Origin of the sequence: Pseudomonas frederiksbergensis (assembly GCF_017114915.1) — a bacterium.
GTDB classification, from domain to species: Bacteria; Pseudomonadota; Gammaproteobacteria; order Pseudomonadales; family Pseudomonadaceae; genus Aquipseudomonas; species Aquipseudomonas frederiksbergensis_I.
In genome coordinates this window covers 137,931-160,296 of record NZ_JAAUOE010000004.1, presented here as the reverse complement: position 1 = coordinate 160,296, position 22,366 = coordinate 137,931, and the positions used below count along the sequence as shown (strand labels likewise).

20 protein-coding genes are annotated in these 22,366 nt (G+C 61.0%); 14 read left to right on the top strand and 6 right to left on the bottom strand.

Annotated features, from left to right (window positions below):
* The first annotated feature begins 112 nt into the window (after positions 1-112).
* Positions 113-994, top strand: coding sequence for a LysR substrate-binding domain-containing protein (locus HCU66_RS04995; RefSeq protein ID WP_205887429.1), 882 nt, complete (start codon positions 113-115; stop codon positions 992-994).
* Positions 995-1,107: 113 nt separating this feature from the next.
* Here HCU66_RS04995 and HCU66_RS04990 read toward each other — a convergent pair whose 3' ends face one another.
* Positions 1,108-1,722, bottom strand: coding sequence for an NAD(P)-dependent oxidoreductase (locus tag HCU66_RS04990; protein ID WP_205887428.1), 615 nt, complete (start codon positions 1,720-1,722; stop codon positions 1,108-1,110).
* A gap of 166 nt (positions 1,723-1,888) precedes the next feature.
* Positions 1,889-2,776: an MBL fold metallo-hydrolase gene (locus HCU66_RS04985; RefSeq protein ID WP_205887427.1), complete on the bottom strand. Its 888-nt coding sequence runs from the start codon at positions 2,774-2,776 to the stop codon at positions 1,889-1,891.
* Between the two features lie 114 nt (positions 2,777-2,890).
* Between HCU66_RS04985 and HCU66_RS04980 the strand changes: the two genes are divergently transcribed.
* Positions 2,891-3,796, top strand: coding sequence for a LysR family transcriptional regulator (locus HCU66_RS04980; RefSeq protein WP_205887426.1), 906 nt, complete (start codon positions 2,891-2,893; stop codon positions 3,794-3,796).
* A 211-nt stretch (positions 3,797-4,007) separates the two neighbouring features.
* Entirely contained in the window at positions 4,008-4,184 is a 177-nt protein-coding gene (locus HCU66_RS04975) for a hypothetical protein (RefSeq protein ID WP_205887425.1), read from the top strand.
* A gap of 148 nt (positions 4,185-4,332) precedes the next feature.
* Here HCU66_RS04975 and HCU66_RS04970 read toward each other — a convergent pair whose 3' ends face one another.
* Positions 4,333-5,229, bottom strand: a complete 897-nt coding sequence (locus tag HCU66_RS04970; protein WP_205887424.1) for a helix-turn-helix domain-containing protein — start codon at positions 5,227-5,229, stop codon at positions 4,333-4,335.
* 179 nt (positions 5,230-5,408) lie between these two features.
* Here HCU66_RS04970 and pobA point away from each other — a divergent pair, with 179 nt between their 5' ends.
* Both pobA and HCU66_RS04960 read left to right on the top strand, forming a co-directional pair.
* Positions 5,409-6,602 carry a 4-hydroxybenzoate 3-monooxygenase gene (pobA, locus tag HCU66_RS04965; RefSeq protein ID WP_205887423.1) on the top strand — a complete coding sequence of 398 codons (1,194 nt, stop codon included), beginning with the start codon at positions 5,409-5,411 and terminating at the stop codon, positions 6,600-6,602.
* A 77-nt stretch (positions 6,603-6,679) separates the two neighbouring features.
* Complete coding sequence (locus HCU66_RS04960; protein WP_205887422.1) at positions 6,680-8,197, top strand: DHA2 family efflux MFS transporter permease subunit; 1,518 nt, start codon at positions 6,680-6,682, stop codon at positions 8,195-8,197.
* A gap of 148 nt (positions 8,198-8,345) precedes the next feature.
* Here the strand turns inward: HCU66_RS04960 and HCU66_RS04955 are convergent, their stop codons facing one another.
* From HCU66_RS04955 to HCU66_RS04945, 3 genes are all read right to left on the bottom strand, one after another.
* Positions 8,346-9,209, bottom strand: coding sequence for a GumC domain-containing protein (locus HCU66_RS04955; RefSeq protein ID WP_205887421.1), 864 nt, complete (start codon positions 9,207-9,209; stop codon positions 8,346-8,348).
* 117 nt (positions 9,210-9,326) lie between these two features.
* Positions 9,327-10,319 carry an NAD-dependent epimerase/dehydratase family protein gene (locus tag HCU66_RS04950; RefSeq protein ID WP_205887420.1) on the bottom strand — a complete coding sequence of 331 codons (993 nt, stop codon included), beginning with the start codon at positions 10,317-10,319 and terminating at the stop codon, positions 9,327-9,329.
* Between the two features lie 82 nt (positions 10,320-10,401).
* Positions 10,402-11,295 carry a LysR family transcriptional regulator ArgP gene (locus HCU66_RS04945; protein WP_205887419.1) on the bottom strand — a complete coding sequence of 298 codons (894 nt, stop codon included), beginning with the start codon at positions 11,293-11,295 and terminating at the stop codon, positions 10,402-10,404.
* A gap of 96 nt (positions 11,296-11,391) precedes the next feature.
* Here HCU66_RS04945 and HCU66_RS04940 point away from each other — a divergent pair, with 96 nt between their 5' ends.
* The 9 genes from HCU66_RS04940 to HCU66_RS04900 all read left to right on the top strand — a co-directional run bounded on the left by HCU66_RS04940 (position 11,392) and on the right by HCU66_RS04900 (position 22,363).
* Entirely contained in the window at positions 11,392-11,793 is a 402-nt protein-coding gene (locus tag HCU66_RS04940; RefSeq protein ID WP_205887418.1) for an ACT domain-containing protein, read from the top strand.
* Positions 11,794-11,800: 7 nt separating this feature from the next.
* Complete coding sequence (locus tag HCU66_RS04935; protein ID WP_205887417.1) at positions 11,801-12,403, top strand: LysE/ArgO family amino acid transporter; 603 nt, start codon at positions 11,801-11,803, stop codon at positions 12,401-12,403.
* Positions 12,404-12,579: 176 nt separating this feature from the next.
* Positions 12,580-13,176: a superoxide dismutase gene (locus HCU66_RS04930; RefSeq protein ID WP_007938876.1), complete on the top strand. Its 597-nt coding sequence runs from the start codon at positions 12,580-12,582 to the stop codon at positions 13,174-13,176.
* 346 nt (positions 13,177-13,522) lie between these two features.
* A complete protein-coding gene (locus HCU66_RS04925) occupies positions 13,523-15,574 on the top strand; it encodes a putative bifunctional diguanylate cyclase/phosphodiesterase (protein ID WP_205887416.1) in 2,052 nt (683 codons plus the stop codon).
* A gap of 174 nt (positions 15,575-15,748) precedes the next feature.
* Positions 15,749-17,092, top strand: coding sequence for an imelysin family protein (locus tag HCU66_RS04920; protein WP_205887415.1), 1,344 nt, complete (start codon positions 15,749-15,751; stop codon positions 17,090-17,092).
* A 267-nt stretch (positions 17,093-17,359) separates the two neighbouring features.
* Entirely contained in the window at positions 17,360-18,787 is a 1,428-nt protein-coding gene (locus HCU66_RS04915; protein WP_205887414.1) for a di-heme oxidoreductase family protein, read from the top strand.
* A 27-nt stretch (positions 18,788-18,814) separates the two neighbouring features.
* Positions 18,815-19,879 carry an imelysin family protein gene (locus HCU66_RS04910; protein WP_205887413.1) on the top strand — a complete coding sequence of 355 codons (1,065 nt, stop codon included), beginning with the start codon at positions 18,815-18,817 and terminating at the stop codon, positions 19,877-19,879.
* 14 nt (positions 19,880-19,893) lie between these two features.
* Positions 19,894-20,994 carry a DUF1513 domain-containing protein gene (locus HCU66_RS04905; RefSeq protein WP_205887412.1) on the top strand — a complete coding sequence of 367 codons (1,101 nt, stop codon included), beginning with the start codon at positions 19,894-19,896 and terminating at the stop codon, positions 20,992-20,994.
* A gap of 220 nt (positions 20,995-21,214) precedes the next feature.
* On the top strand, positions 21,215-22,363 hold the full coding sequence (locus tag HCU66_RS04900) for an efflux RND transporter periplasmic adaptor subunit (RefSeq protein ID WP_205887411.1): 1,149 nt from the start codon (positions 21,215-21,217) through the stop codon (positions 22,361-22,363).
* The last annotated feature ends 3 nt before the right edge of the window (positions 22,364-22,366 follow it).

The following is a 22,366-nucleotide window of genomic DNA, read 5'->3' as shown; positions in this document are numbered from 1 at the left end:
TATGATGGCTTGGCAGGTCCAGGGATGGCCTCATTGGAACGGGCGACACATAGCCGCAACAATGGATAAAAAATCATACTAGCCATGTCCTCACGTCATACCTTGGATCCCCATGAAACGACTGCCTCCCCTGCCGGCGCTGCACACTTTTCTGATCACCGCGCAGTGCTGCAACTTCACCCGGGCCGCCGAACAACTGCACATCACCCAAGGCGCGGTGAGCCGGCAGATCGCCGGGCTGGAAGATCATCTGGGTTATGAGCTGTTCATTCGCCAGGCGCGGGGCTTGAGCCTGACCACCGAAGGACAGGAGTGGTTGCCACGGGTGCAGCAGGTTTTCGGCCTGATCGACGAGGCGGTGGAGCAGATCGGCGAGAAGCGCCAAACCCTGCAACTCAAGGCGCCGACCTGCGTGATGCGCTGGCTGTTGCCGCGTCTGTTGCAGTGGCAAAAGGAGCGCCCGGACGTACCGGTGCAATTGACCACCACGGTGAAACACGGTGTGGATTTTCATCGCGAGCAGTTCGATGCGGCAGTCATGTACGGCGCACCGCCGGACAGCGCGCTGGCCTCTCATCATTTGTTCGATGAGCAACTGACGCCCGTGTGTTCCCGACCGATGCTCGAAGGGCCATTGGCTTTGCAGACACCGGCCGATCTGCAACAGCATTTGCTACTGCATCCGACGCGGGATGAGCGGGACTGGAAAGCCTGGTTGAAAGCGGCGGATATTCATCTGAACAATGTCGCCAAGGGGCAGCATTTCGAAACCCTGGACCTGGCCATGTCGATGGCGTCCCAAGGAACGGGCGTGGCGATCGGCGATTGGTCGTTGATCGGCGATGACCTGAGTGCCGGGCGGCTGGTCATGCCCTTTGAACTGAAGGTGAAAACTGGCTTGGCGTATTACCTGGTATTTCCCGAAAAACCGGAGCCATCGTCGAAGTTGCGCGAATTGATGGGGTGGTTGGTGGAGCAGGCGCAGAGCCGCTGAGAGATGATCGTTCCCACGCGCAGCAAAGGAATGCCTCAAGGGACGCTCCGCGTCCAGTGACGCGGAGCGTCACGGGCTGCATTCCCACGCAGAGCGTGGGAACGATCAATCACTCAATACCCAACCGTAAACCGCTGGCGGGAATGCTTCGGGGTTTGCACTTCATCGAGCAGTGCAATCGCGAAGTCGGCAAAGGTAATCCAGCTGCGACCCTGCGCACTCACCAGCAAGTCATCCTTGCCGACTCGAAACGTGCCCGTACGTTCACCTTCGACGAACTCCGCCGACGGCGACAGGAAGGTCCAGTCCAGGTCCTTTTCCTGACGCAAGGTATTGAGGAATTCGGCGCCAGCGCTGGCCTCGGCCTTGTACTCCGACGGAAAGCCCTCGCTGTCGATCACCCGGGTGCCATCCGGCAACAGCAGCGAACCGGCACCGCCCACCACCAGCAGACGCTTGACCCCGGCCTTCTTCACCGGCTCGATGACGGCACTGGCGGGGATGGTGGAGAAATGCGCTGCGCTGATCACCGCCTCATGGCCGGCGACGGCGGCTTGCAATGCAGCGGCATCGAGCACATCGACGTTTTTGCTCACGACGCCGGCACGCGGGCCGATTGTCGAGGTGTCACGGGCGATGGCGGTGACACTGTGACCGCGACGCAGGGCTTCTTCCAACAGCTGGCTACCGGCACGACCGGTGGCACCGATGATTGCGATTTTGCTCATGACGTTTCTCCAGTTGGCTTGGGTGAATCGGTACAGGTGTGACTCAGGGCTTTGATCGTTCCCACGCTCTGCGTGGGAATGCCTCAACGGACGCTCCGCGTTCGGCTTTTGGTGGGACGCGGAGCGTCCCGGGCTGCATTCCCACGCAGAGCATGGGAACGATCACTCATTCACCCCACTTCATCTCGCCCTTGGCGACTTTGGCGCTCAGCTCCAGCGAGCTTTCTTCGCCCAGGGTCGGGTAGCGTTTCTTCATCGCGCCGATCAGTTCGGCAGCGTCTTTCGCCTTGGCGGTTTCTTCGTCGAAAGCCTTGATGTAATCGGCAGTGAACTGCACGGCCGCCAGAGAACGGGCGCTCTCACCGAGGTAGTGACCCGGCACGATGGTGTTCGGCTTTAGCGCTTCAATCACGTGCAACGTGGTCAGCCAATCGGCATGGGACTGCGGGGTCTGGGTGTCGGCCATCCACACGTGAATGTTGTCGGCGACGACCACGCCACCGACCACGGCCTTGATCGACGGGATCCACACAAAGCTGCGATCCGGCTGCTTGCCATCCAGGCCAAGCACCTGCAGTTTCTGCCCTTCCAGCATCAGGCTGTCACCCTTGAGCACATGCGGCACGATGGTTTTGTTCGGCACGTCGGCGCCCATTTTCGGCCCCCAGAACGCCAGTTTGCCGTCGACGGTTTTCTTGATGTGATCAACGGTCGGTTGCGAGGCCAGCACTTTGGCGTTCGGGAACGCCTGGGTGATGGTGTCGAGGCCGAAGTAGTAATCCGGGTCACCGTGGCTGATGTAGATGGTGGTCAGTTGCTTGCCGCTGGCGCGGATTTTTTCCACCACCTGTTCGGCCTGGGATTTGCCGAATTGCGCGTCCACCAGAATCGCGTCCTTCTCGCCGCTGACCAGTACCGAGGTCACCGGAAAAATAGCGTGGGTGCCGGGATTGTAGACATCCAGCTTCAGGGGAGCCGCCGCGGCGGCGTGGGCCGCGAAGCCCAGCGCCGCGGTTGCCAGAAGAATGCGTTTGAGTGAAGTGAAACCGATCATCTGTTGCTCCGTTGTCCGAATGCCGTGCTTGGCGATGGGACAGAGCTTAGTTGCCTGGTTCGATACAAAAAATGCGATGCTTGAACATAGTTTGTTTCTGAAAGCGGGCAAATCATGGATCGTCTACAAGCAATGCGGGTGTTCGTTACGGTGGTGGACCTGGGCAGCCAATCGGCAGCCGCCGATCACCTGGACCTGTCGCGGCCGGTGGTTTCACGGTATCTGGCGGAGCTGGAGGATTGGGTCGGCGCGCGCCTGATGCATCGCACCACGCGAAAATTGAGCCTGACCACTGCCGGCAGCGAAATCCTGCCCCGTTGTCGGCAGATGCTCGAGTTGTCCAGCGACATGCAAGCCGCCGTCAGCGAGCCGGACGACGCACCGCGCGGCCTGCTGCGGATCAGCGTCAGCACCTCGTTCGGCCAGGCGCAACTGGCGGACGCCATGGCGGCTTACGTCAAACGCTACCCGGGGGTGAGCATCGACCTGCAGATGCTCGACCGCACGGTGAACCTGGTGGACGAGCGCATCGACCTGGCCATCCGCACCAGCAACGACCTGGACCCGAACCTGATCGCCCGGCGCCTGACGGTGTGCCGCTCGGTGATCTGCGCCTCCCCTGCCTACCTGCGCGAGCACCCGGCGCCGCAACGGGTCGAGGACCTGAGCCTGCACAATTGCCTGACCCACTCCTACTTCGGCAAAAGCCTCTGGCATTTCGAGCAGGATGGGGAACCGGTCTCGGTGCCGGTGCAGGGCAACATCAGCGCCAACGAAGCCAGCACGCTGTTGCGCGCGGCGATGGCCGGGGCCGGCGTGGCAATGCTGCCCAGCTACCAGGCCGGCGTGCACATCCACAGCGGCGAACTGATCCGCCTGCTGCCCCAGGCCGAGCCCCGGCAGATGAACATCTATGCGGTGTATGCCTCACGCAAGCACATGCCGGTGGCGTTGCGCAGCATGCTGGATTTTCTGGTGCTCAGATTTCCCGAAGAACCGGCGTGGGACATCGGCCTGTGAACACGTCCCCTGTAGGAGCTGGCTTGCCAGCGAAAGCGGTGGACAGTCAGCAAATATGCAGGATGTGATGACGCCTTCGCTGGCAAGCCAGCTCAGGAACATCATCGTTCTGAATGTCGGGTTACATACAAAACCGGTTTTGATGGCAACTCATCCGCGCTGACCTATGCTCAAAGCAGTACCGAAAGGTATTCGTTCAGAGGTCAACGCCATGAACATCAAAACAAGAAGATACCTCGCCATTTTCATCACTTGCACGGCGACGCTGGCGCTGTATGGCACGGCCGCCTGGCGTGTCGAACAGTTGCGACAACAGCCCCGTGACGTCGCGAGTTGCAACTTCGAGCGTTGCATCCCCCACAACGCAAGCCTCAACGCCCTCCGGTGACGAACACCCTGTGGCGAGGGGGCTTGCCCCCGTTGGGTCGCGAAGCGGCCCCAGCATTTCTATGAGAACACCGCATTCACCGAATTACGACTGCTGCGCAGCCGAACGGGGCGGTGCGGCGTTCCGACAAGCCCCCTCGCCACAGGGTTCAGGCCTCGTTGTCCTGATCGGCCTTCAAGCGGTCGCGAAAAGCCTTGGGCGAGATCCCCACCCGACGTCGGAATAGGCGTGTGAAGTTGGTCGGATCGGAAAACCCCAGCACGTCGGACATTTCATAAATGGTCATGCTGGTGTAGGTCAGCAAGCGCTTGGCCTCCAGCAATTGACGCTCATGCATGATCTGCAACGCCGGTTGCCCCGCCAACTCACGGCACGTGCCGTTGAGGTGGGACACGGAAATCCCCAGCCGATGGGCCAGGTCCTCGACCTTGACGTGCTGGCGATAAGTCTCCTCCACCAACTGAATAAAACCGTTGAGGTATTCCCGGGCCCGCTGCGGACGCTGATTGGCAGCGCGGCGCTGAATCACCTGGCGGCTGACCCACACCATGATCACGCTAACCAGCGAATGCATGAGCATTTCCCGCGCCGGTTGATGGCCGGTGTATTCGCTTTGCAGCGCTGAAAACAGGCTGTTGAGGTACTCGCCGTCCTTGCCCGCCGGGTAGCTTTCGGCCTGTGCCAGGGCGTTCACCGAATTGCCCAGTTGCGCCTGAAGATGGGCGACCAGCGGCGCAGCCAGCGTGACGACGAACCCTTCGACGTCCTCGGAAAACCGATACCCATGCACCGATAACGGCGGCAGAATGATGATTGCCGGCTCAGCCAATTGTGAGCGTTTGCCTTCGATCTCAAGCTCTGCCTGACCTTTGAAAACGAAGAGCAACTGACACAAATCGGCGTGGCGATGGGGTTTTATTTCCCATTGATGTTCGCGGCTGCGTTTGGAAATGGTTTCGCAGTGCAACAAGTCCGGGGTCGGCCAGTCGAGGCTTTCACCGTAGAGCTTGAACACGGGAATAGATGGCAGGTCAGGCTTGTTCATCACTTCAATCCAGGCCTCAGGGGTAACGGGGCGATAATCGCACCGATTGGCAGAATGTACAGGTATCGGCTCAGTTTTCACCTTCAATTGACAGACCCGCAAGTGAAAAATGCAAGCACTCGATCCATAAAAATCATTCACCGGCCTTGGTCGTGTGGAGCTTGCGAGTCATAAAAACAATGAAAACACTAAAAACCCAAGTCGCCATCATCGGCGCCGGCCCCTCCGGTTTGCTCCTTGGCCAATTGCTGCACAACGCCGGCATCGACACTCTGATTCTCGAACGCCAGACCCCGGACTACGTGCTCGGACGTATCCGCGCCGGTGTCCTCGAACAAGGCATGGTAGAGCTGTTGCGTCAGGCCGGAGTGGGCCAGCGCATGGACGCCGAAGGGCTGGTCCACACAGGCTTCGAACTGGCCCTCGACGGGCGCCAGGTGCATATCGATCTGCAGGCGCTGACCGGCGGCAAAACCGTGATGGTGTATGGCCAGACCGAGGTCACCCGCGACCTGATGGCCGCCCGTCGGGACGCCGGGGCGCAGACGATTTATGCAGCCAGCAACGTCGTCCCCCACGGCATGAAAACCGCTGAACCCTTTGTCACCTTCGACAAGGACGGCGAAACGTATCGACTCGATTGTGACTACATCGCCGGTTGCGACGGTTTCCACGGCGTAGCGCGGCAGTCGATTCCTGCCGATTGCCTGAAGGTGTTCGAGCGGGTTTATCCGTTCGGCTGGCTGGGGATTCTCGCCGACACCCCACCGGTTCACGAGGAGTTGGTCTACGCGCGGCATGAACGGGGTTTTGCGCTGTGTAGCATGCGTTCGCCGACCCGCACCCGTTATTACCTCCAGGTACCGGCCGAGGATCACGTCGAGGACTGGTCCGACCAACGCTTCTGGGACGAACTCAAATCCCGTCTGCCGGCCGCCCTTGCCGCCTCTCTGGTGACCGGCCCGTCGATCGAAAAAAGCATCGCGCCGCTGCGCAGCTTCGTGGTTGAACCGATGCAGTACGGGCGGATGTTCCTGGTCGGCGACGCCGCGCACATCGTCCCACCCACTGGCGCCAAGGGCCTGAACCTGGCGGCCAGCGACGTCAGTACGCTGTTCAATATTCTGCTGAAGGTTTACCGCGAAGGCCGTGTTGATTTGCTGGAGAAGTATTCCGAAGTCTGCCTGCGGCGGGTGTGGAAAGCCGAGCGGTTTTCCTGGTGGATGACCTCGATGCTGCATCGCTTCGACGAGCATGACGCGTTCAGTCAGCGCATCAGTGAGTCGGAACTGGCCTATTTCGTTGACTCTGAGGCGGGTCGAAAAACCATTGCGGAAAACTACGTCGGCCTTCCGTATGAGGCTATCGAATAGCCTGCTACCGACTTACACTGGCGAGCATTCCCGCTCGCCTTGTCTCTTGCGGGTCCATCACTGCCCGCAGGTTTACCGTGACCCATCTCAACCGGCCTGAAACCTCCAAACCGGCCATCCGCAGCGTGTTGATCGCCCTGATGCTGGCGATCTTTCTGGGCGCGCTGGACCAGACCATCGTTGCCGTGTCGATGCCAGCGATTTCCGCGCAGTTCAAGGACGTCAGCCTGCTGGCCTGGGTGATTTCCGGCTACATGGTGGCGATGACCGTGGCGGTGCCGATCTACGGCAAACTCGGCGACTTGTATGGCCGCCGCAGGTTGATGCTGTTCGGCATGGCGGTGTTCACCTTGGCGTCGTTGTTCTGCGGCATGGCGCAAAGCATGGAGCAATTGGTGCTGGCGCGGATCCTTCAGGGTATCGGCGCCGGCGGGATGATTTCGGTGAGCCAGGCGATCATCGGCGACATTGTTCCGCCCCGGGAGCGCGGTCGCTATCAGGGCTACTTCAGCAGCATGTACGCGGTGGCCAGCGTGGCCGGGCCGGTACTCGGTGGTTACATGACCGAATACCTGTCCTGGCGCTGGGTATTCCTGATCAACCTGCCATTGGGGCTGTGGGCCTGGCTCGTGGCCTACCGTACGCTGGTGGGTTTGCCGGTGCCGCAGCGCCAGCCGATCATCGACTACTTCGGCACGTTGCTGATGATCATCGGCCTGACGGCATTGTTGCTGGGCATCACTGAGGTTGGCCAGGGGCATTCATGGCGCAGCGCCGAGGTCCTGGGGTTGCTCGGTGGCGCGGTGGCGGTACTGGCCGTGTTCGTCTGGCATGAACGTCGGGCACGGGAACCGTTACTGCCGATGCATTTGTTCGCCAACCGCAATGCGATCCTTTGCTGGTGCACGATTTTCTTCACCAGTTTCCAGGCGATTTCCCTGATCGTGCTGATGCCGCTGCGCTTCCAGAGCGTCACCGGCGCCGGGTCCGACAGCGCCGCGCTGCACCTGTTGCCGCTGGCCATGGGCTTGCCGATAGGCGCCTATTTCGCCGGGCGCAGGACTTCCGTGACCGGTCGTTACAAACCGATGATTTTGACCGGAGCGCTGCTCATGCCGCTCTCGATTCTCGGCATGGCGTTCAGTGCGCCGCAGGCGTTTGTGCTCAGCAGCCTGTTCATGTTGCTGTGCGGGATCGCTGGCGGCATGCAGTTCCCGACGTCGTTGGTGGGCACGCAAAACTCGGTGGATCAACGGGACATCGGCGTCGCCACCAGCACCACCAATCTGTTCCGCGCTTTGGGCGGTGCAGTGGGCGTGGCGTTGATGTCGGCGCTGTTGCTGGCGCTGTTACAGGATTCGAGTTTCGCGCACCTGGCCGGCTCGTCGCTGATTGCCGAGGGCCGTTCGGGGAATGTCTTGCTCGATGGTTTGAACGCCGCGCCGGGTGATGCGCAAAACGCCTTGCGCGGCGAGTTGCTGCTGACCTTCCAGCATTTGCTGATGGTCAGCGCGGCGGTATCGCTGCTGGGGCTGGCGGCGGCGATTGCCATGCCGAACAGGGTGTTGCGCGGGCGGGAAGACACGGTTCGCTAACTCCTCCGACCGATCGTTCCTACGCTCTGCGTGGGAATGCAGCCCGGGACGCTCTGCGTCCCATTGGAACGCGGAGCGTCCCTTGAGGCGTTCCCACGCAGAGCGTGGGAACGATCAAGGACGATCAACCACGAGTGTTTGGCTTCGATTAAGGCCGGGTGTGCAGCTGTTGCTGCAGATTCTGGATCTGCGCCTGCAGGGTGTTGATGCTGCGGGTGACCTGGCCGCGGAAGGCGTCGAACTCGGCGGTATTGCCGCCACCTTGTGCGGCGGCCGGGCGGTTGTCCTGTTGGCTTTTGAGCACGATCATGTCCTGCTCCAGGCGCTCGATGGCGGCGCTCGGGTTGCCTTGCCGCTTCAGCGCAGCGATGTCGGCGCCAAGACTTTTGAGTTGGGCGTCAACTTTGCTGGTATCGGCCGGCGCACTCTTCAACGCAGCCAGTTCGCCACTCAAGGCTTTGACCTGAGCCTGCAACTGAACATTGGCGGCTTGTTGTTCGGTGGCTTGAGTGGTCATCTGCGCCAGGCGCTTGTCCAGATCGGAGGTCTGGCCGAGCACGCCTTGCTGCTGTTTGTTCTGGTCCTGAAGTTTGCTTTCCAGCTGTTTGCTCTGATCCTGGAGCTTGCCTTCCAGCTGTTTGATTTGCAGCTTCAACGCTTCACTGCCGGTGTTGACAGTGGACTGGCTGGCCACCACCTTGCCGGAAATGTCCTGCAAGCGCCCCGCCGCTTCCTCACTGATGCGCGCGAAACTTTCCTGGGTCGCCACCAGTTGCTGTTCCATCAGCGATATTTGCTGAAAACTCCACCAGGCAAGGCCGGCGAAGGCAAAGAACAACGCGCCGACCAACGCCCACAGCGGGCCGGTGCTCGGGCCTTTGACCTTGACGACCGGCGCGGTACGCGAATGCACCGAGGTGCGGGCGGTGGTTGGAAAATCGTCGTCATCGAGGCTGTCGGCGCGCAGGCTCGGGACATCGAAGTCGTCGTTGGCATCGTTACGCATGGGCATTAGGGTCAACCTTTGTGGAACACGGTGATGGCTTGATGCGGCGAAGTATAACCCCCGCTGCCGCACCGGTTGACCCTGAACCCCGGACTCGGTTCAGTACCGGTCGGCCCTTGTGTGTCAGCGAATGTCCTGAGCCTTCCACCAGGCGCAAAATTCATCGAGGGCGGTCCAGAGGCTGACTTTCGGATCGTAGTCCAGATAATGTCGGGCGCGGCTGATGTCCAGGGTGAAATTTTTATTCATCACCTGCATGCCCAGCCGCGACAGGGTCGGCTCGGGTCGACCTGGCCACAGCTTGCACACGCCCTCGTTGAGCGCGGCAAGGCTGTAGGCCAAACCGTAGGAGCGATAACGGGTAACCTGTGGGACATCCATTTTGCGCATCACGTAATTGACCACATCCCACAATGGCACCGGCGCCCCATTGCTGATGTTGTAGGCCTTGCCCAGGGCCGAACCGCTGGCCAGCAAGCTGCTGAGCAACGCTTCATTGAGGTTTTGCACGCTGGTGAAGTCGACCTTGTTCAGGCCATTGCCGATGATCGCCAACCGCCCCTTGCGCTGCATCTTCAGCAGCCTGGGAAAAATGCTCATGTCGCCGGCGCCCGTCACGAAACGCGGGCGCAGGGCCAGGGTTTCGAGGCCGAACTCCTGCGCACCGAAGACTTTTTGCTCGGCCAGGTACTTGGTCGCGGCGTAGGGATGCTTGAAGCGCTTGGGCACCTGATCTTCGGTCAACGCCAGATGATCGCGGCCATCGAAGTAAATCGACGGCGACGACAAGTGCACCAGGCGCCGCACCCGTTGTTTCAGGCAGGCCTCGACCACGTTCTCGGTGACCTCGACGTTGCCTTGATGAAAGTCCTGATACCGTCCCCATAAACCGACCGCGCCGGCGCAATGGACCACGGCTTCGACGTCTGAACACAGGTCGCGCGCCAGTTGCGGGTCGCTCAAGTCGCCCTGAATGAACTCGGCGCCACGGCGCACCAAATGCTCGACGCTCTCGGCCCGGCGACCGTTGACCCGTACGTCCAGGCCCTGCTCCAGGGCGAAACGCGCAAAGCGCCCGCCAATGAAGCCGCTTGCGCCGGTGACCAGAATCTTCATGAATTGCTCCGAATATTTCGTTTTACGTTTTGCGCTTTGCATATTGCGTAGGGCGTAGGGCGTGAGGTCTTGACGCTAGCCGTCAGTCCAACGGCACCAGCCATTGTTTCGACGAGCGCACCAATTGATCGGTGAGTAACCCCAACAACTGACCGCCATTGCGCCAATGATGCCAGTACAGCGGCACATCGATCGGTTTATCTGGCAAAAGCTCCACCAACTGGCCGCGTTGCAGTTGCTCGCGCACCTGCAATTCAGGCACCAGGCCCCAACCAAGCCCTGCTTCCGTGAGACGAAGAAATCCTTCGGACGATGGGCATAGATGGTGTTCGAAACCGCCGTCCACACCGAGGGATGCGAGGTAGCGATGCTGTAGGAAATCATCCGGGCCAAACACCAGGGCCGGGGTTTTGGCTAACTGATCGGCGCGCACACCGTCGGGAAAATGCCGGGCAATAAACGCGGGGCTCGCCATCGCTCGGTAACGCATCGCCCCCAACAGAACGCTGCGCGCACCAGCCACCGGTCGCTCACTGGCGCAGACACACGCCGCCACTTCACCTGCGCGCATGCGTTTGAGGCCGACGGTCTGGTCTTCTACCACCAAGTCGAGCAGCAAATGTTGTTCCGCACAAAAGTCCCCCACCGCCTCTGCCCACCAAGTCGCAAGACTGTCGGCATTCAGAGCGATACGCAGGCGTTCCGGCAGGCCTTCTTCGTCCAGCGCCGGGACCAACGTTTGTAGATCGCGCTCAAGCAATCGCACCTGCTGCACATGGTTGAGCAATCGCCGGCCAATCTCCGTCGGCGCCGGGGGGGTGACCCGCACCAGCACCGGTTGGCCGACCCGTGCCTCTAGCAGTTTGATGCGCTGGGAGATGGCCGATTGGGACAAGCCCAGCACCTGCGCGGCGCGTTCGAATCCGGCCTGCTCGATCACGGCGGCGAGCGCGGACAGCAATTTGTAGTCGAACATCAGTTTTCCTAATGAGCGATCAGCACTATTGGTTTTTCTTATACAACTTCCCACCGGAGAATGACCAGCAAGAACTCTTGAACAAGGATCACCGACATGGCTGGCGAAACCTCATTGGCAACCCTGCTGCGCAGCATGAGCCCGCAACTCAACGACGGCGAATACGTGTTCTGCACCTTGCCCGACGGCCAATGGCCCGCGGGCCTGGAGATCGTCGGCAGCTTCCGCGAACAGGAAGGGCTGACGGTGATACTGCAACGTTCCCACGCTGAGAAGGCCGGTTTGACCTTCGACTATGTCGCTGCCTGGATCACCTTGAACGTGCACTCGGCCCTCCAAGCCGTCGGCCTGACCGCCGCATTCGCCACGGCACTGGGCCAGGCCGGCATCAGTTGCAACGTGATTGCCGGGTATTACCACGACCATTTGTTCGTCGGCCAGGCCGATGCCGAACGCGCCCTGCAGGTACTGCGGGATCTGGCGGCCAACGCGGAGTAAGAATCTTATGTGGCAAAGCTATGTGAACGGCCTGTTGGTGGCCGCCGGGCTGATCATGGCGATCGGCACCCAGAATGCGTTTGTGCTGGCGCAGAGCCTGCGACGTGAACATCACCTGCCCGTGGCAGCGCTTTGCGTCACCTGCGATGCGTTGCTGGTGGCCGCCGGAGTGTTCGGCCTGGCGACGTTGCTGGCGCAGAACCCGACCCTGCTGGCCATTGCCCGTTGGGGGGGCGCGGCGTTTCTGCTGTGGTATGGCAGCCTGGCCCTGCGTCGGGCGTGCTCGAAACAGAGCCTGCAACAAGGCGAGAACCCGACCGTGCGCTCGCTACGGGCGGTGCTGCTCAGCGCTTTGGCGGTGACCCTGCTCAACCCGCACGTCTATCTGGACACCGTGTTGCTGATCGGCTCTCTCGGCGCACAGCAAACCGAGCCCGGTGCTTATGTCGTGGGCGCGGCCAGTGCATCGTTGCTGTGGTTTTTTACCCTGGCCCTTGGCGCAGCGTGGTTGGCACCGTGGTTGGCACGGCCAAGTACCTGGCGAATTCTCGACCTTTTGGTGGCCGTAATGATGTTCACCGTAGCGTTCCAGTTGATCATCGCTTCATGATTTATTCCAAAAGGCTCTGGAACCTCTATTCCACACAGTTGTTGCGTGGTTATGCCGCACCCCCGGTGCTATGATCCGATCCCTGCGCCGCAAAGAGTACAAACTCCCCGGCGCATGTCTGGCCGCCCGTGATCGGCCTTGCGCTCACCGCAACTGACCTGATTAGGAGAATTATCATGGCTTTCGAATTGCCGCCGCTGCCTTACGCGCACAATGCTCTGCAGCCGCACATTTCAGAGGAAACTCTGCAATACCACCACGACAAGCACCACAACACCTATGTCGTGAACCTGAACAACCTGGTGCCAGGCACCGAGTTCGAAGGCAAGACCCTGGAAGAAATCGTCAAGACTTCCTCGGGCGGCATCTTCAACAACGCCGCTCAGGTCTGGAACCACACTTTCTACTGGAACTGCCTGGCGCCAAACGCTGGCGGTCAACCAACCGGCGCTCTGGCTGATGCCATCAACGCTGCTTTTGGTTCGTTCGACAAGTTCAAGGAAGAATTCAGCAAAACGTCCATCGGCACCTTCGGTTCCGGTTGGGGCTGGCTGGTGAAAAAGGCTGACGGTTCCCTGGCCCTGGCCAGCACCATCGGCGCCGGCAACCCGCTGACCAGCGGCGACACCCCGCTGCTGACCTGCGACGTCTGGGAACACGCTTACTACATCGACTACCGCAACCTGCGTCCGAAGTACGTCGAAGCGTTCTGGAACCTGGTCAACTGGAAATTCGTGGCTGAGCAGTTCGAAGGCAAAACCTTCACCGCTTAAGCTTCGCGCCAGTCAAGAAACCCGGCTTTTATGCCGGGTTTTTTTATGCCCTGGAAAATCCCTACGTGGGATTTGTGCGCGCTCCCACAACGTGAGCAGCCTTCGTCCCCTTGCCCCCCCAGCACAGCCGTCTAACATCAACACAAGGAAAAATTGTCTCGATCTCCTCAAGTTGAAGGCCTCGACAACCGACACAGTATCAATAGGGCAAATACTCCAAACAGCAGTGTATCGGCCAGGCAACCGGCTAAATCCCCGGGGCTGGATTGTCCCTTTGACTGCTATCACGGGATTGCCAATACTCATGGCAACTTGACGCTACCCGCACGGAACAAGGAATAACCCTTTGAAGCTGGAACTCAAGAACAGCTTGTCGGTGAAGTTGCTCCGGGTCGTGCTCCTGTCGGCATTGATCGTCGGTGTGGTCTTGAGCTGCGCGCAGATCGTTTTCGATGCCTATAAAACACGTCAGGCCGTGGCCAATGACGCCCAGCGCATCCTCGACATGTTCCGCGATCCGTCGACCCAGGCCGTCTACAGCCTGGACCGGGAAATGGGCATGCAGGTAATCGAAGGCCTGTTCCAGGACGCTGCCGTGCGCATGGCCTCCATCGGCCACCCTAACGAAGCGATGCTCGCGCAGAAATCCCGCGAGTTGCAGCAATCCCACAGCCGCTGGCTGACCGACCTGATCCTCGGCCAGGAACGCACCTTCACCACCCAACTGGTGGGCCGCGGTCCCTACAGCGAGTACTACGGCGACCTGAGCATTACCCTCGATACCGCCACCTACGGTCAGAGCTTCATCGTCAGCTCGGTGATCATCTTCATCTCTGGCGTATTGCGCGCCATGGCCATGGCTCTGGTGCTGTATTTGGTCTATCACTGGCTGCTGACCAAACCGCTGTCGCGGATCATCGAGCACCTGACTGAAATCAACCCGGACCGCCCCAGCGCCCACAAGATTCCGCAGCTCAAGGGTCATGAGAGAAACGAGTTGGGGGTCTGGATCAACACCGCCAACCAGTTGCTCGAATCCATCGAACGCAACACGCACCTGCGTCACGAAGCGGAAAACAGCCTGCTGCGCATGGCCCAGTACGACTTCCTCACCGGATTGCCGAACCGTCAGCAATTGCAGCAACAGCTGGACAAGATCCTCGTCGACGCCGGTAAATTGCAGCGTCGGGTCGCGGTGCTGTGTGTCGGGCTCGATGACTTCAAGGGCATCAACGAACAGTTCAGTTATCAAACCGGCGACCAGTTGCTGCTGGCCCTGGCCGATCGCCTGCGGGCCCACAGCGGCCGCCTCGGCGCCCTCGCCCGCTTGGGCGGCGACCAGTTCGCACTGGTCCAGGCCGACATCGAACAACCCTACGAGGCCGCCGAACTGGCCCAAAGCATTCTCGATGATCTGGAAGCGGCGTTCGCCCTCGATCATCAGCAAATCCGCCTGCGCGCCACCATCGGCATCACCTTGTTTCCCGAAGACGGCGACAGCACCGAGAAGCTGCTGCAAAAAGCCGAGCAGACCATGACCCTGGCCAAGACGCGCTCGCGCAACCGCTATCAGTTTTATATCGCCAGCGTCGACACGGAAATGCGTCGGCGCCGCGAACTGGAAAAAGACCTGCGCGATGCCTTGATCCGCGATCAGCTCTACCTCGTCTACCAACCACAGATCAGCTACCGCGATCATCGCGTGGTGGGCGTCGAGGCGTTGATTCGCTGGCAGCATCCCGAACATGGGCTGGTGCCGCCGGACCTGTTCATTCCGCTGGCCGAGCAGAATGGCACCATCATCGCCATTGGCGAATGGGTGCTGGATCAGGCCTGTAAACAACTACGCGAATGGCACGATCAGGGCTTCGTCGACCTGCGCATGGCGGTGAACCTGTCCACCGTGCAATTGCACCACGCCGAGTTGCCGCGGGTGGTCAACAACCTGCTGCAGATGTACCGCCTGCCACCGCGCAGCCTGGAACTGGAAGTCACCGAAACCGGCCTGATGGAAGACATCAGCACCGCCGCCCAGCACCTGCTGAGCCTGCGGCGCTCCGGCGCGCTGATCGCCATCGACGACTTCGGCACCGGGTATTCGTCATTGAGCTATCTGAAAAGCCTGCCGCTGGACAAGATCAAGATCGACAAGAGCTTCGTTCAGGACCTGCTCGATGACGACGACGATGCGACCATCGTTCGGGCCATCATCCAGCTGGGCAAGAGCCTGGGCATGCAGGTGATTGCCGAAGGCGTGGAAACCGCCGAGCAAGAGGCCTACATCATCTCCGAAGGCTGCCACGAAGGTCAGGGCTATCACTACAGCAAGCCGCTGTCGGCGCGGGAACTGAGCGTCTACCTCAAGCAGGCCCAACGCAATAACGCATTCATTTTGTAAGTTCTTCTTCATGGCGACGGCTGCAGATCTTTTGATCTGCGGCATAACTCGCCCGTAAATAAGAAATATTTCCAGCTACAGCCCTTTACACATAATGCGAAAGATTTGCATTATGTCGCAGTTTTGCGCGCCGCCCGTGCGCGCCCAATCCATCACCGAAGCAGGATGTTCGCCATGATTCGTATGCCTCTGGCCACCGCCAGTCTGCTGGCCATCGCTATTTCCCTCGCCGGTTGCGGCGAAGGCAAAGACAAGGCTGCCGCTCCGCAAGCACCGACCCCGGCTGCCAGCACCGCTGCCCCGGCTGCGCCTGCTGCCACCGCCAAAGTCGACGAAGCCGCCGCCAAGGCTGTGGTCGCGCACTACGCCGACATGGTCTTCGCCGTTTACAGCGATGCCGAATCCACCGCGAAAACCCTGCAGACCGCCGTCGACGCCTTCCTCGCCAAGCCGAACGCCGATACCCTCAAAGCCGCCAAGGCTGCCTGGGTCGCGGCCCGCGTGCCTTACCTGCAGAGCGAAGTGTTTCGCTTCGGCAACACCATCATCGACGACTGGGAAGGTCAGGTGAACGCCTGGCCGCTGGATGAAGGCCTGATCGACTACGTCGACAAATCCTACGAACACGCACTGGGTAACCCGGGCGCCACCGCCAACATCATCGCCAACACTCAAGTCCAGGTCGGCGAAGACAAGGTCGACGTGAAAGACATCACCCCGGAAAAACTCGCCAGCCTGAACGAGCTGGGCGGTTCCGAGGCCAACGTCGCCACCGGCTACCACGCCATCGAATTCCTGCTGTGGGGCCAGGACCTGAACGGCACCGGCCCTGGCGCCGGCAACCGCCCGGCTTCCGACTACCTGGAAGGCAAAGGCGCCACCGGCGGTCATAACGATCGTCGTCGCGCTTACCTGAAATCCGTAACCCAACTGCTGGTCAACGACCTGCAAGAAATGGTCGGTAACTGGAAGCCGAACGTGGCCGACAACTACCGCGCCACCCTGGAAGCGGAACCGGCTGAATCCGGCCTGCGCAAAATGCTGTTCGGCATGGGCAGCCTGTCCTTGGGCGAACTGGCGGGCGAGCGCATGAAGGTTTCCCTGGAAGCCAACTCCCCGGAAGACGAACAGGATTGCTTCAGCGACAACACCCACAACTCGCACTTCTACGACGCCAAAGGCGTGCGTAACGTGTACCTGGGCGAATACACCCGTGTCGACGGCACCAAAATGACCGGCGCCAGCCTGTCGTCCCTGGTGGCCAAGGCCGACCCGGCTGCCGACACCGCGCTGAAAGCCGACCTGGCTGCGACCGAAGCCAAGCTCCAGGTCATGGTCGATCACGCCAACAAGGGTGAACACTACGACCAACTGATCGCCGCTGGTAACACCGCTGGCAATCAGATCGTGCGCGACGCCATCGCCTCGCTGGTCAAGCAGACCGGCTCGATCGAAGCCGCCGCGGGCAAACTGGGCATCAGCGACCTGAACCCGGACAACGCTGATCACGAGTTCTGATCAACGCTGGCCGTAGGAGCGAGGCTTGCCCGCGAAGACGGCGTCACATCCAACATCATTGGTGACTGACACACCGCTTTCGCGGGCAAGCCACGCTCCCACAGGTTCAGTGCAAGACCCTGTGGGAGCGGGCTTGCCCGCGATGGCCGCGACGCGGTCTCAAATCAAACCCTGCCCCACATCAACCAAACGATAATTCCTCTTATTCAAACTCCCCTGCCCTGTTAGACTTTGCGCCCTTGTTTTGCTCGTCTTGCAGGATGTCCAATGCCCTCGCTGCCTCTTCGCTTGTCCGCACTGTTGCTGGCCCTGGGCCTGAGTGCCTGCGATGACGCCCCGCGTTTTACCCAGGCCGAACCCGGTGAAGCCCGTTCCGGTGGCAGCGCGACGGTGCGCAAGACCGATCAGAACGCATTCTCCTTGCCGTCGGCCAATCTGCCGCCGTCACGGCGCGTCGATTTCAGCGTCGGCAACAGTTTCTTTCGCAGCCCCTGGGTGATCGCGCCGTCGACCACCACCGCCCGCGATGGCCTCGGCCCATTGTTCAATACCAACGCCTGCCAGAACTGCCACATCAAGGATGGCCGCGGTCATCCACCCGCCCCCGATGCGCCGAACGCGGTGTCGATGCTGGTGCGCCTGTCGATCCCCGATGCGCCGGCCTACGCCAAGGTCATCGAACAACTGGGCGTGGTGCCGGAGCCGGTCTACGGCGGCCAGTTCCAGGACATGGCGGTGCCCGGCGTCGCCCCGGAAGGCAAGGTGCGCGTCGATTACACACCGGTCCCGGTGCGCTTCAAGGACGGCAGCGAAATCGAGTTGCGCAAACCGACCTTGCAGATCACCCAACTCGGCTACGGCCCGATGCACCCCGACACGCGTTTCTCGGCGCGCATCGCACCGCCGATGATTGGCCTGGGCTTGCTTGAAGCGATCCCCGACGAGGCCATCCTGGCCAACGCCGAGGCTCAGGCGCGAGAGAAAAATGGCATCGCCGGACGACCGAACCGGGTCTGGGATGACGCGCAGCAGAAGACTGTTCTCGGACGATTTGGCTGGAAAGCCGGGCAACCGAACCTCAATCAACAAAATGTTCACGCGTTCTCGGGTGATATGGGCCTCACCACCAGCCTGAAGCCCATTGATGACTGCACCGACGCACAAACCGCTTGCAAGCAGGCGCCCAACGGCAATGGCCCGGATGGCGAGCCGGAAGTCAGCGACAACATTCTGCGTCTGGTGCTGTTCTACAGCCGTAACCTCGCCGTACCGGCCCGTCGCGATGTCGGCGCGCCGCAGGTGCTGGCCGGCAAGAATCTGTTTTTCCAGGCCGGATGCCAGTCCTGTCACACCCCTCAATACACCACCGCCGCCATCGCCGCGGAACCTGAATTGGCCAATCAAGTGATTCGCCCCTACAGCGACCTGCTGCTGCACGACATGGGCGACGGACTGGCCGACAACCGCAGCGAATTCCAGGCCAGTGGCCGCGACTGGCGCACACCGCCGTTGTGGGGCATCGGCCTGACACAGACGGTCAATGGTCACACCCAGTTCTTGCATGACGGTCGCGCCCGCAACCTGCTCGAAGCCGTGCTCTGGCATGGCGGCGAGGCAAAAGCGGCGCAGCAACAGGTTTTGTCTTTCAATGCCGAGCAGCGCGCGGCGTTGCTGGCGTTCTTGAATTCCCTTTAATACGTATTCCTTTCGCGGGAGCCCGACATGTTCCGTCCCAAATTGTTGTTCACCAGCCTTGCCGCCCTCGCCCTGGGCGCCTGTTCGCCCCAGGATCCGCAAGCGGTCACGTCGGCGGCCATCGCCAAGCAAGTGATCCTGCCAACCTACAGCCGCTGGGTTGAAGCCGACCGGCAACTGGCGGTCAGCGCCCTGGCGTTCTGCCAGGGCAAGGAAACCCTGGACACGGCCCGCGCCGACTTCCTGCACGCACAAAAAGCCTGGGCCGAGTTGCAACCGCTGCTGATCGGGCCGCTGGCCGAGGGCAACCGTTCGTGGCAGGTGCAGTTCTGGCCGGACAAGAAAAACCTCGTGGGCCGTCAGGTCGAACAACTGGTCACCGCGCAACCACAGATCGATGCCGCCGCCCTGGCCAAGTCCAGTGTCGTGGTGCAAGGCCTTTCGGCCTATGAGTACATCCTGTTCGACAGCAAGATCGACATGGCCGACAGCGCTCAGAAAGCCAAGTACTGCCCACTGCTGACCGCCATTGGCGAACGTCAGAAACAACTGGCCGAGGAGATCCTGTCGCGCTGGAACACCACCGACGGCATGCTCGCGCAGCTGAGCAAATTCCCGAACCAGCGCTACGCAGACTCCCACGAAGCGATTGCCGATCTGCTGCGTGTGCAAGTGACCGCACTGGACACCCTGAAGAAAAAACTCGGCACGCCGATGGGCCGTCAGAGCAAGGGCACGCCACAGCCATTCCAGGCCGATGCCTGGCGCAGCCAATCGTCGCTCAAAGGCCTGGAAGCCAGCCTGAGCGCGGCGCAAACCGTGTGGGTCGGTGTGGACAACAAAGGCCTGCGCGGTCTGTTGTCGAGCGAGCAGAAACCGTTGGCCGACAAGATCGACGCGGCCTACGCAGCGTCCCTGAAACTGCTTGCCGATAACCAGCGCCCGCTGACCGACATGCTCACCGACGACGCCGGTCGCCAGCAGCTCAACGCCATCTATGACAGCCTCAACGTCGTCCACCGCCTGCACGAAGGCGAACTGGCCAAGGCGCTGGGTATCCAACTGGGCTTCAACGCCAACGACGGTGACTGATGAGGGCAAGTGCCATGCTGCGACGCCAGGCTCTGACGTTAGGGAGTTTGCTGCTGGGTGCGGTGACACTGGGCGGCTGGACGCTGTTCAAGCACAAGGACAAAAGCCCGCTGCTGCTCTCGGCGCGAGACGATGCTGACGGCAAGCACTATGCCGTCGGTTATCGGCTGGACGGCACCCGGGTGTTTGCCACCCAGGTCGGCCAGCGCTGCCACGACATCATCAACCACCCGACACTGCCGATGGCGCTGTTCGTCGCCCGGCGGCCGGGCACCGAGAGCTACCTGATCGACCTGCGCGACGGCACGCTGCTGCAAACCGTGGTCTCGCGGCCGAACCGGCATTTCTACGGCCATGCGGTGATTCACCAGAGCGGCGACTGGTTGTACGCCACCGAGAACGACACCTGCGATCCGGGCCGTGGCCTGCTCGGTGTGTACAGGTTCGAAGGTGAACGACTGGTGCACAGCGGCGAGCTTTCCACCCACGGCGTTGGCCCGCATCAGGTGTCGTGGATGCCCGATGGCGAGACGCTGGTGGTGGCCAACGGCGGCATCCGTACCGAAGCCGAAAGCCGGGTCGAGATGAACCTCAATGCCATGGAACCGAGCCTGGTGCTGATGCAACGCGACGGCACTTTGTTGAGCAAGGAAACACTGGCCCAGCAGATGAACAGCGTGCGGCACTTGGGTATCGCCAGCGACGGCACCATCGTCGCCGGTCAGCAATTCATGGGCGCCGCTCACGAGTCATCGGAGCTGCTGGCGATCAAGCGCCCCGGCCAACCGTTCGTGGCCTTCCCGGTGCCCGAGCATCAGTTGCAGGCCATGGGGCATTACACCGCCAGCGTGGCCGTGCACAGCGAACTGCGTTTGGTCGCCCTGACTGCGCCGCGGGGCAACCGCTTTTTTATCTGGGACCTGGACAGCGGTGAAGTACGCCTGGACGCGCCGCTTCCCGATTGCGCCGGTGTCGGGGCCGTGGCCGATGGTTTTGTCGTGACCTCAGGTCAAGGACGATGCCGATTCTACGATTGCCGCCAGACAACCCTTGTCGCAAAACCTCTGGAGTTGCCTGCGGGGCTCTGGGACAACCATCTTCATTTGATGGCGTAACGCTGCGACTCCTGTAGGAGCTGGCTGTAGGCGCTGGCTGTAGGAGCTGGCTTGCCAGCGAAGGCAATATTAAGATCACCGCAATATTCGACGGCCCCTTCGCCAGCAAGCCGGCTCCTACGGGATCAGGGAAACCCGAAAAACATCCATTGGAATCCCCTTCGCAGTGGGAGTAATGTTCCCGCCTGTCTCACCTGATTTTCTCCAAGGAAATGGAAATATGCTGCGTCGCCGCATGCTGATCATGTTGGGTGTTGTCCTGCTGATCGTGCTGGTCCTGGCCGGTTACAAAGCCTTCTCCATCTACACGATGATGCAGGGCTTCTCTGCGCCGAAACCACCGATAAGCGTCGCCGTGGCCACCGCCACTGAACGTCCGTGGCAAAGCCGTTTGCCAACGGTCGGCACCCTCACGGCGCTGCAAGGGGTCGACCTGAGTCTGGAAGTCGACGGCACCGTCAAGGAAGTGCAGTTCGAGTCAGGACAGAAGGTCAAGGCCGGTCAGCCGCTGCTGCAACTCGACAGCGCTGTGGAAACCGCCCTGCTGGCAACCGCCCAGGCTGACCTGGGACTGGCGCAACTGGATTACGGTCGCGGCAGCCAACTGGTGGGCAGCCAGGCTATTTCCAAAGGCGAGTTCGACCGACTCTCGGCGGTGTTGCAAAAGAGCCGGGCCACGGTCAATCAGCTCAAAGCAGCACTGGAGAGAAAACGCATTCTCGCCCCGTTTAGCGGGACCATCGGCATTCGTCAGGTAGACGTCGGCGACTACGTGGCCAGCGGCACGATGATCGCCACCCTGCAAGACCTCAGCAGCCTCTACGTCGACTTCTTTGTGCCCGAGCAGGACGTGCCGAAGATCACCCTCGGCCAATCGGTACAAGTCATTGTCTCGGCCTATCCGACAGAGACGTTCCCCGGCACCGTCAGCGCGATCAACCCGAAGGTCGAGAGCAGCACCCGCAACGTGCTGGTGCGCGCAACCCTGGCCAACCCCGACGGCAAGCTGCTGCCGGGGATGTTCGCCAGCCTGCAGGTGCTGTTGCCCAACCCGCAGCCGCACATCGTTGTGCCGGAAAGCGCGATCGCCTACACCCTTTATGGCAACTCGCTGTACGTCGTCACACAGAAAAAGGCCGAAGACGGCAGCCTCGAAAAAGACGACAAGGGCGAGCCGGTTCTGATCGCCGAACGCCGCTTCGTCGAAACCGGCGAGCGCCGCGACGGGATGGTCATGATCACCAAAGGCGTGCAGAACGGCGAAAAAGTGGTCACGGGGGGTCAGATCAAACTGGACCACGGCGCACACATTGCCATCAGCGACGACAAGACCCTAGCCGAGAAGAGCAGTCAGCCGCGCGCTGACTGATCA

What these genes read in the sequence shown, in the direction of transcription:
- HCU66_RS04995 (WP_205887429.1), top strand. Translation starts at nt 113, where the DNA reads ATGAAACGACTGCCTCCCCTGCCGGCGCTGCACACTTTTCTGATCACC.
- HCU66_RS04990 (WP_205887428.1), bottom strand. Translation starts at nt 1,722, where the DNA reads ATGAGCAAAATCGCAATCATCGGTGCCACCGGTCGTGCCGGTAGCCAG.
- HCU66_RS04985 (WP_205887427.1), bottom strand. Translation starts at nt 2,776, where the DNA reads ATGATCGGTTTCACTTCACTCAAACGCATTCTTCTGGCAACCGCGGCG.
- HCU66_RS04980 (WP_205887426.1), top strand. Translation starts at nt 2,891, where the DNA reads ATGGATCGTCTACAAGCAATGCGGGTGTTCGTTACGGTGGTGGACCTG.
- HCU66_RS04975 (WP_205887425.1), top strand. Translation starts at nt 4,008, where the DNA reads ATGAACATCAAAACAAGAAGATACCTCGCCATTTTCATCACTTGCACG.
- HCU66_RS04970 (WP_205887424.1), bottom strand. Translation starts at nt 5,229, where the DNA reads ATGAACAAGCCTGACCTGCCATCTATTCCCGTGTTCAAGCTCTACGGT.
- pobA (WP_205887423.1), top strand. Translation starts at nt 5,409, where the DNA reads ATGAAAACACTAAAAACCCAAGTCGCCATCATCGGCGCCGGCCCCTCC.
- HCU66_RS04955 (WP_205887421.1), bottom strand. Translation starts at nt 9,209, where the DNA reads ATGCCCATGCGTAACGATGCCAACGACGACTTCGATGTCCCGAGCCTG.
- HCU66_RS04950 (WP_205887420.1), bottom strand. Translation starts at nt 10,319, where the DNA reads ATGAAGATTCTGGTCACCGGCGCAAGCGGCTTCATTGGCGGGCGCTTT.
- HCU66_RS04945 (WP_205887419.1), bottom strand. Translation starts at nt 11,295, where the DNA reads ATGTTCGACTACAAATTGCTGTCCGCGCTCGCCGCCGTGATCGAGCAG.
- HCU66_RS04940 (WP_205887418.1), top strand. Translation starts at nt 11,392, where the DNA reads ATGGCTGGCGAAACCTCATTGGCAACCCTGCTGCGCAGCATGAGCCCG.
- HCU66_RS04935 (WP_205887417.1), top strand. Translation starts at nt 11,801, where the DNA reads ATGTGGCAAAGCTATGTGAACGGCCTGTTGGTGGCCGCCGGGCTGATC.
- HCU66_RS04930 (WP_007938876.1), top strand. Translation starts at nt 12,580, where the DNA reads ATGGCTTTCGAATTGCCGCCGCTGCCTTACGCGCACAATGCTCTGCAG.
- HCU66_RS04920 (WP_205887415.1), top strand. Translation starts at nt 15,749, where the DNA reads ATGATTCGTATGCCTCTGGCCACCGCCAGTCTGCTGGCCATCGCTATT.
- HCU66_RS04915 (WP_205887414.1), top strand. Translation starts at nt 17,360, where the DNA reads ATGCCCTCGCTGCCTCTTCGCTTGTCCGCACTGTTGCTGGCCCTGGGC.
- HCU66_RS04910 (WP_205887413.1), top strand. Translation starts at nt 18,815, where the DNA reads ATGTTCCGTCCCAAATTGTTGTTCACCAGCCTTGCCGCCCTCGCCCTG.
- HCU66_RS04905 (WP_205887412.1), top strand. Translation starts at nt 19,894, where the DNA reads ATGCTGCGACGCCAGGCTCTGACGTTAGGGAGTTTGCTGCTGGGTGCG.
- HCU66_RS04900 (WP_205887411.1), top strand. Translation starts at nt 21,215, where the DNA reads ATGCTGCGTCGCCGCATGCTGATCATGTTGGGTGTTGTCCTGCTGATC.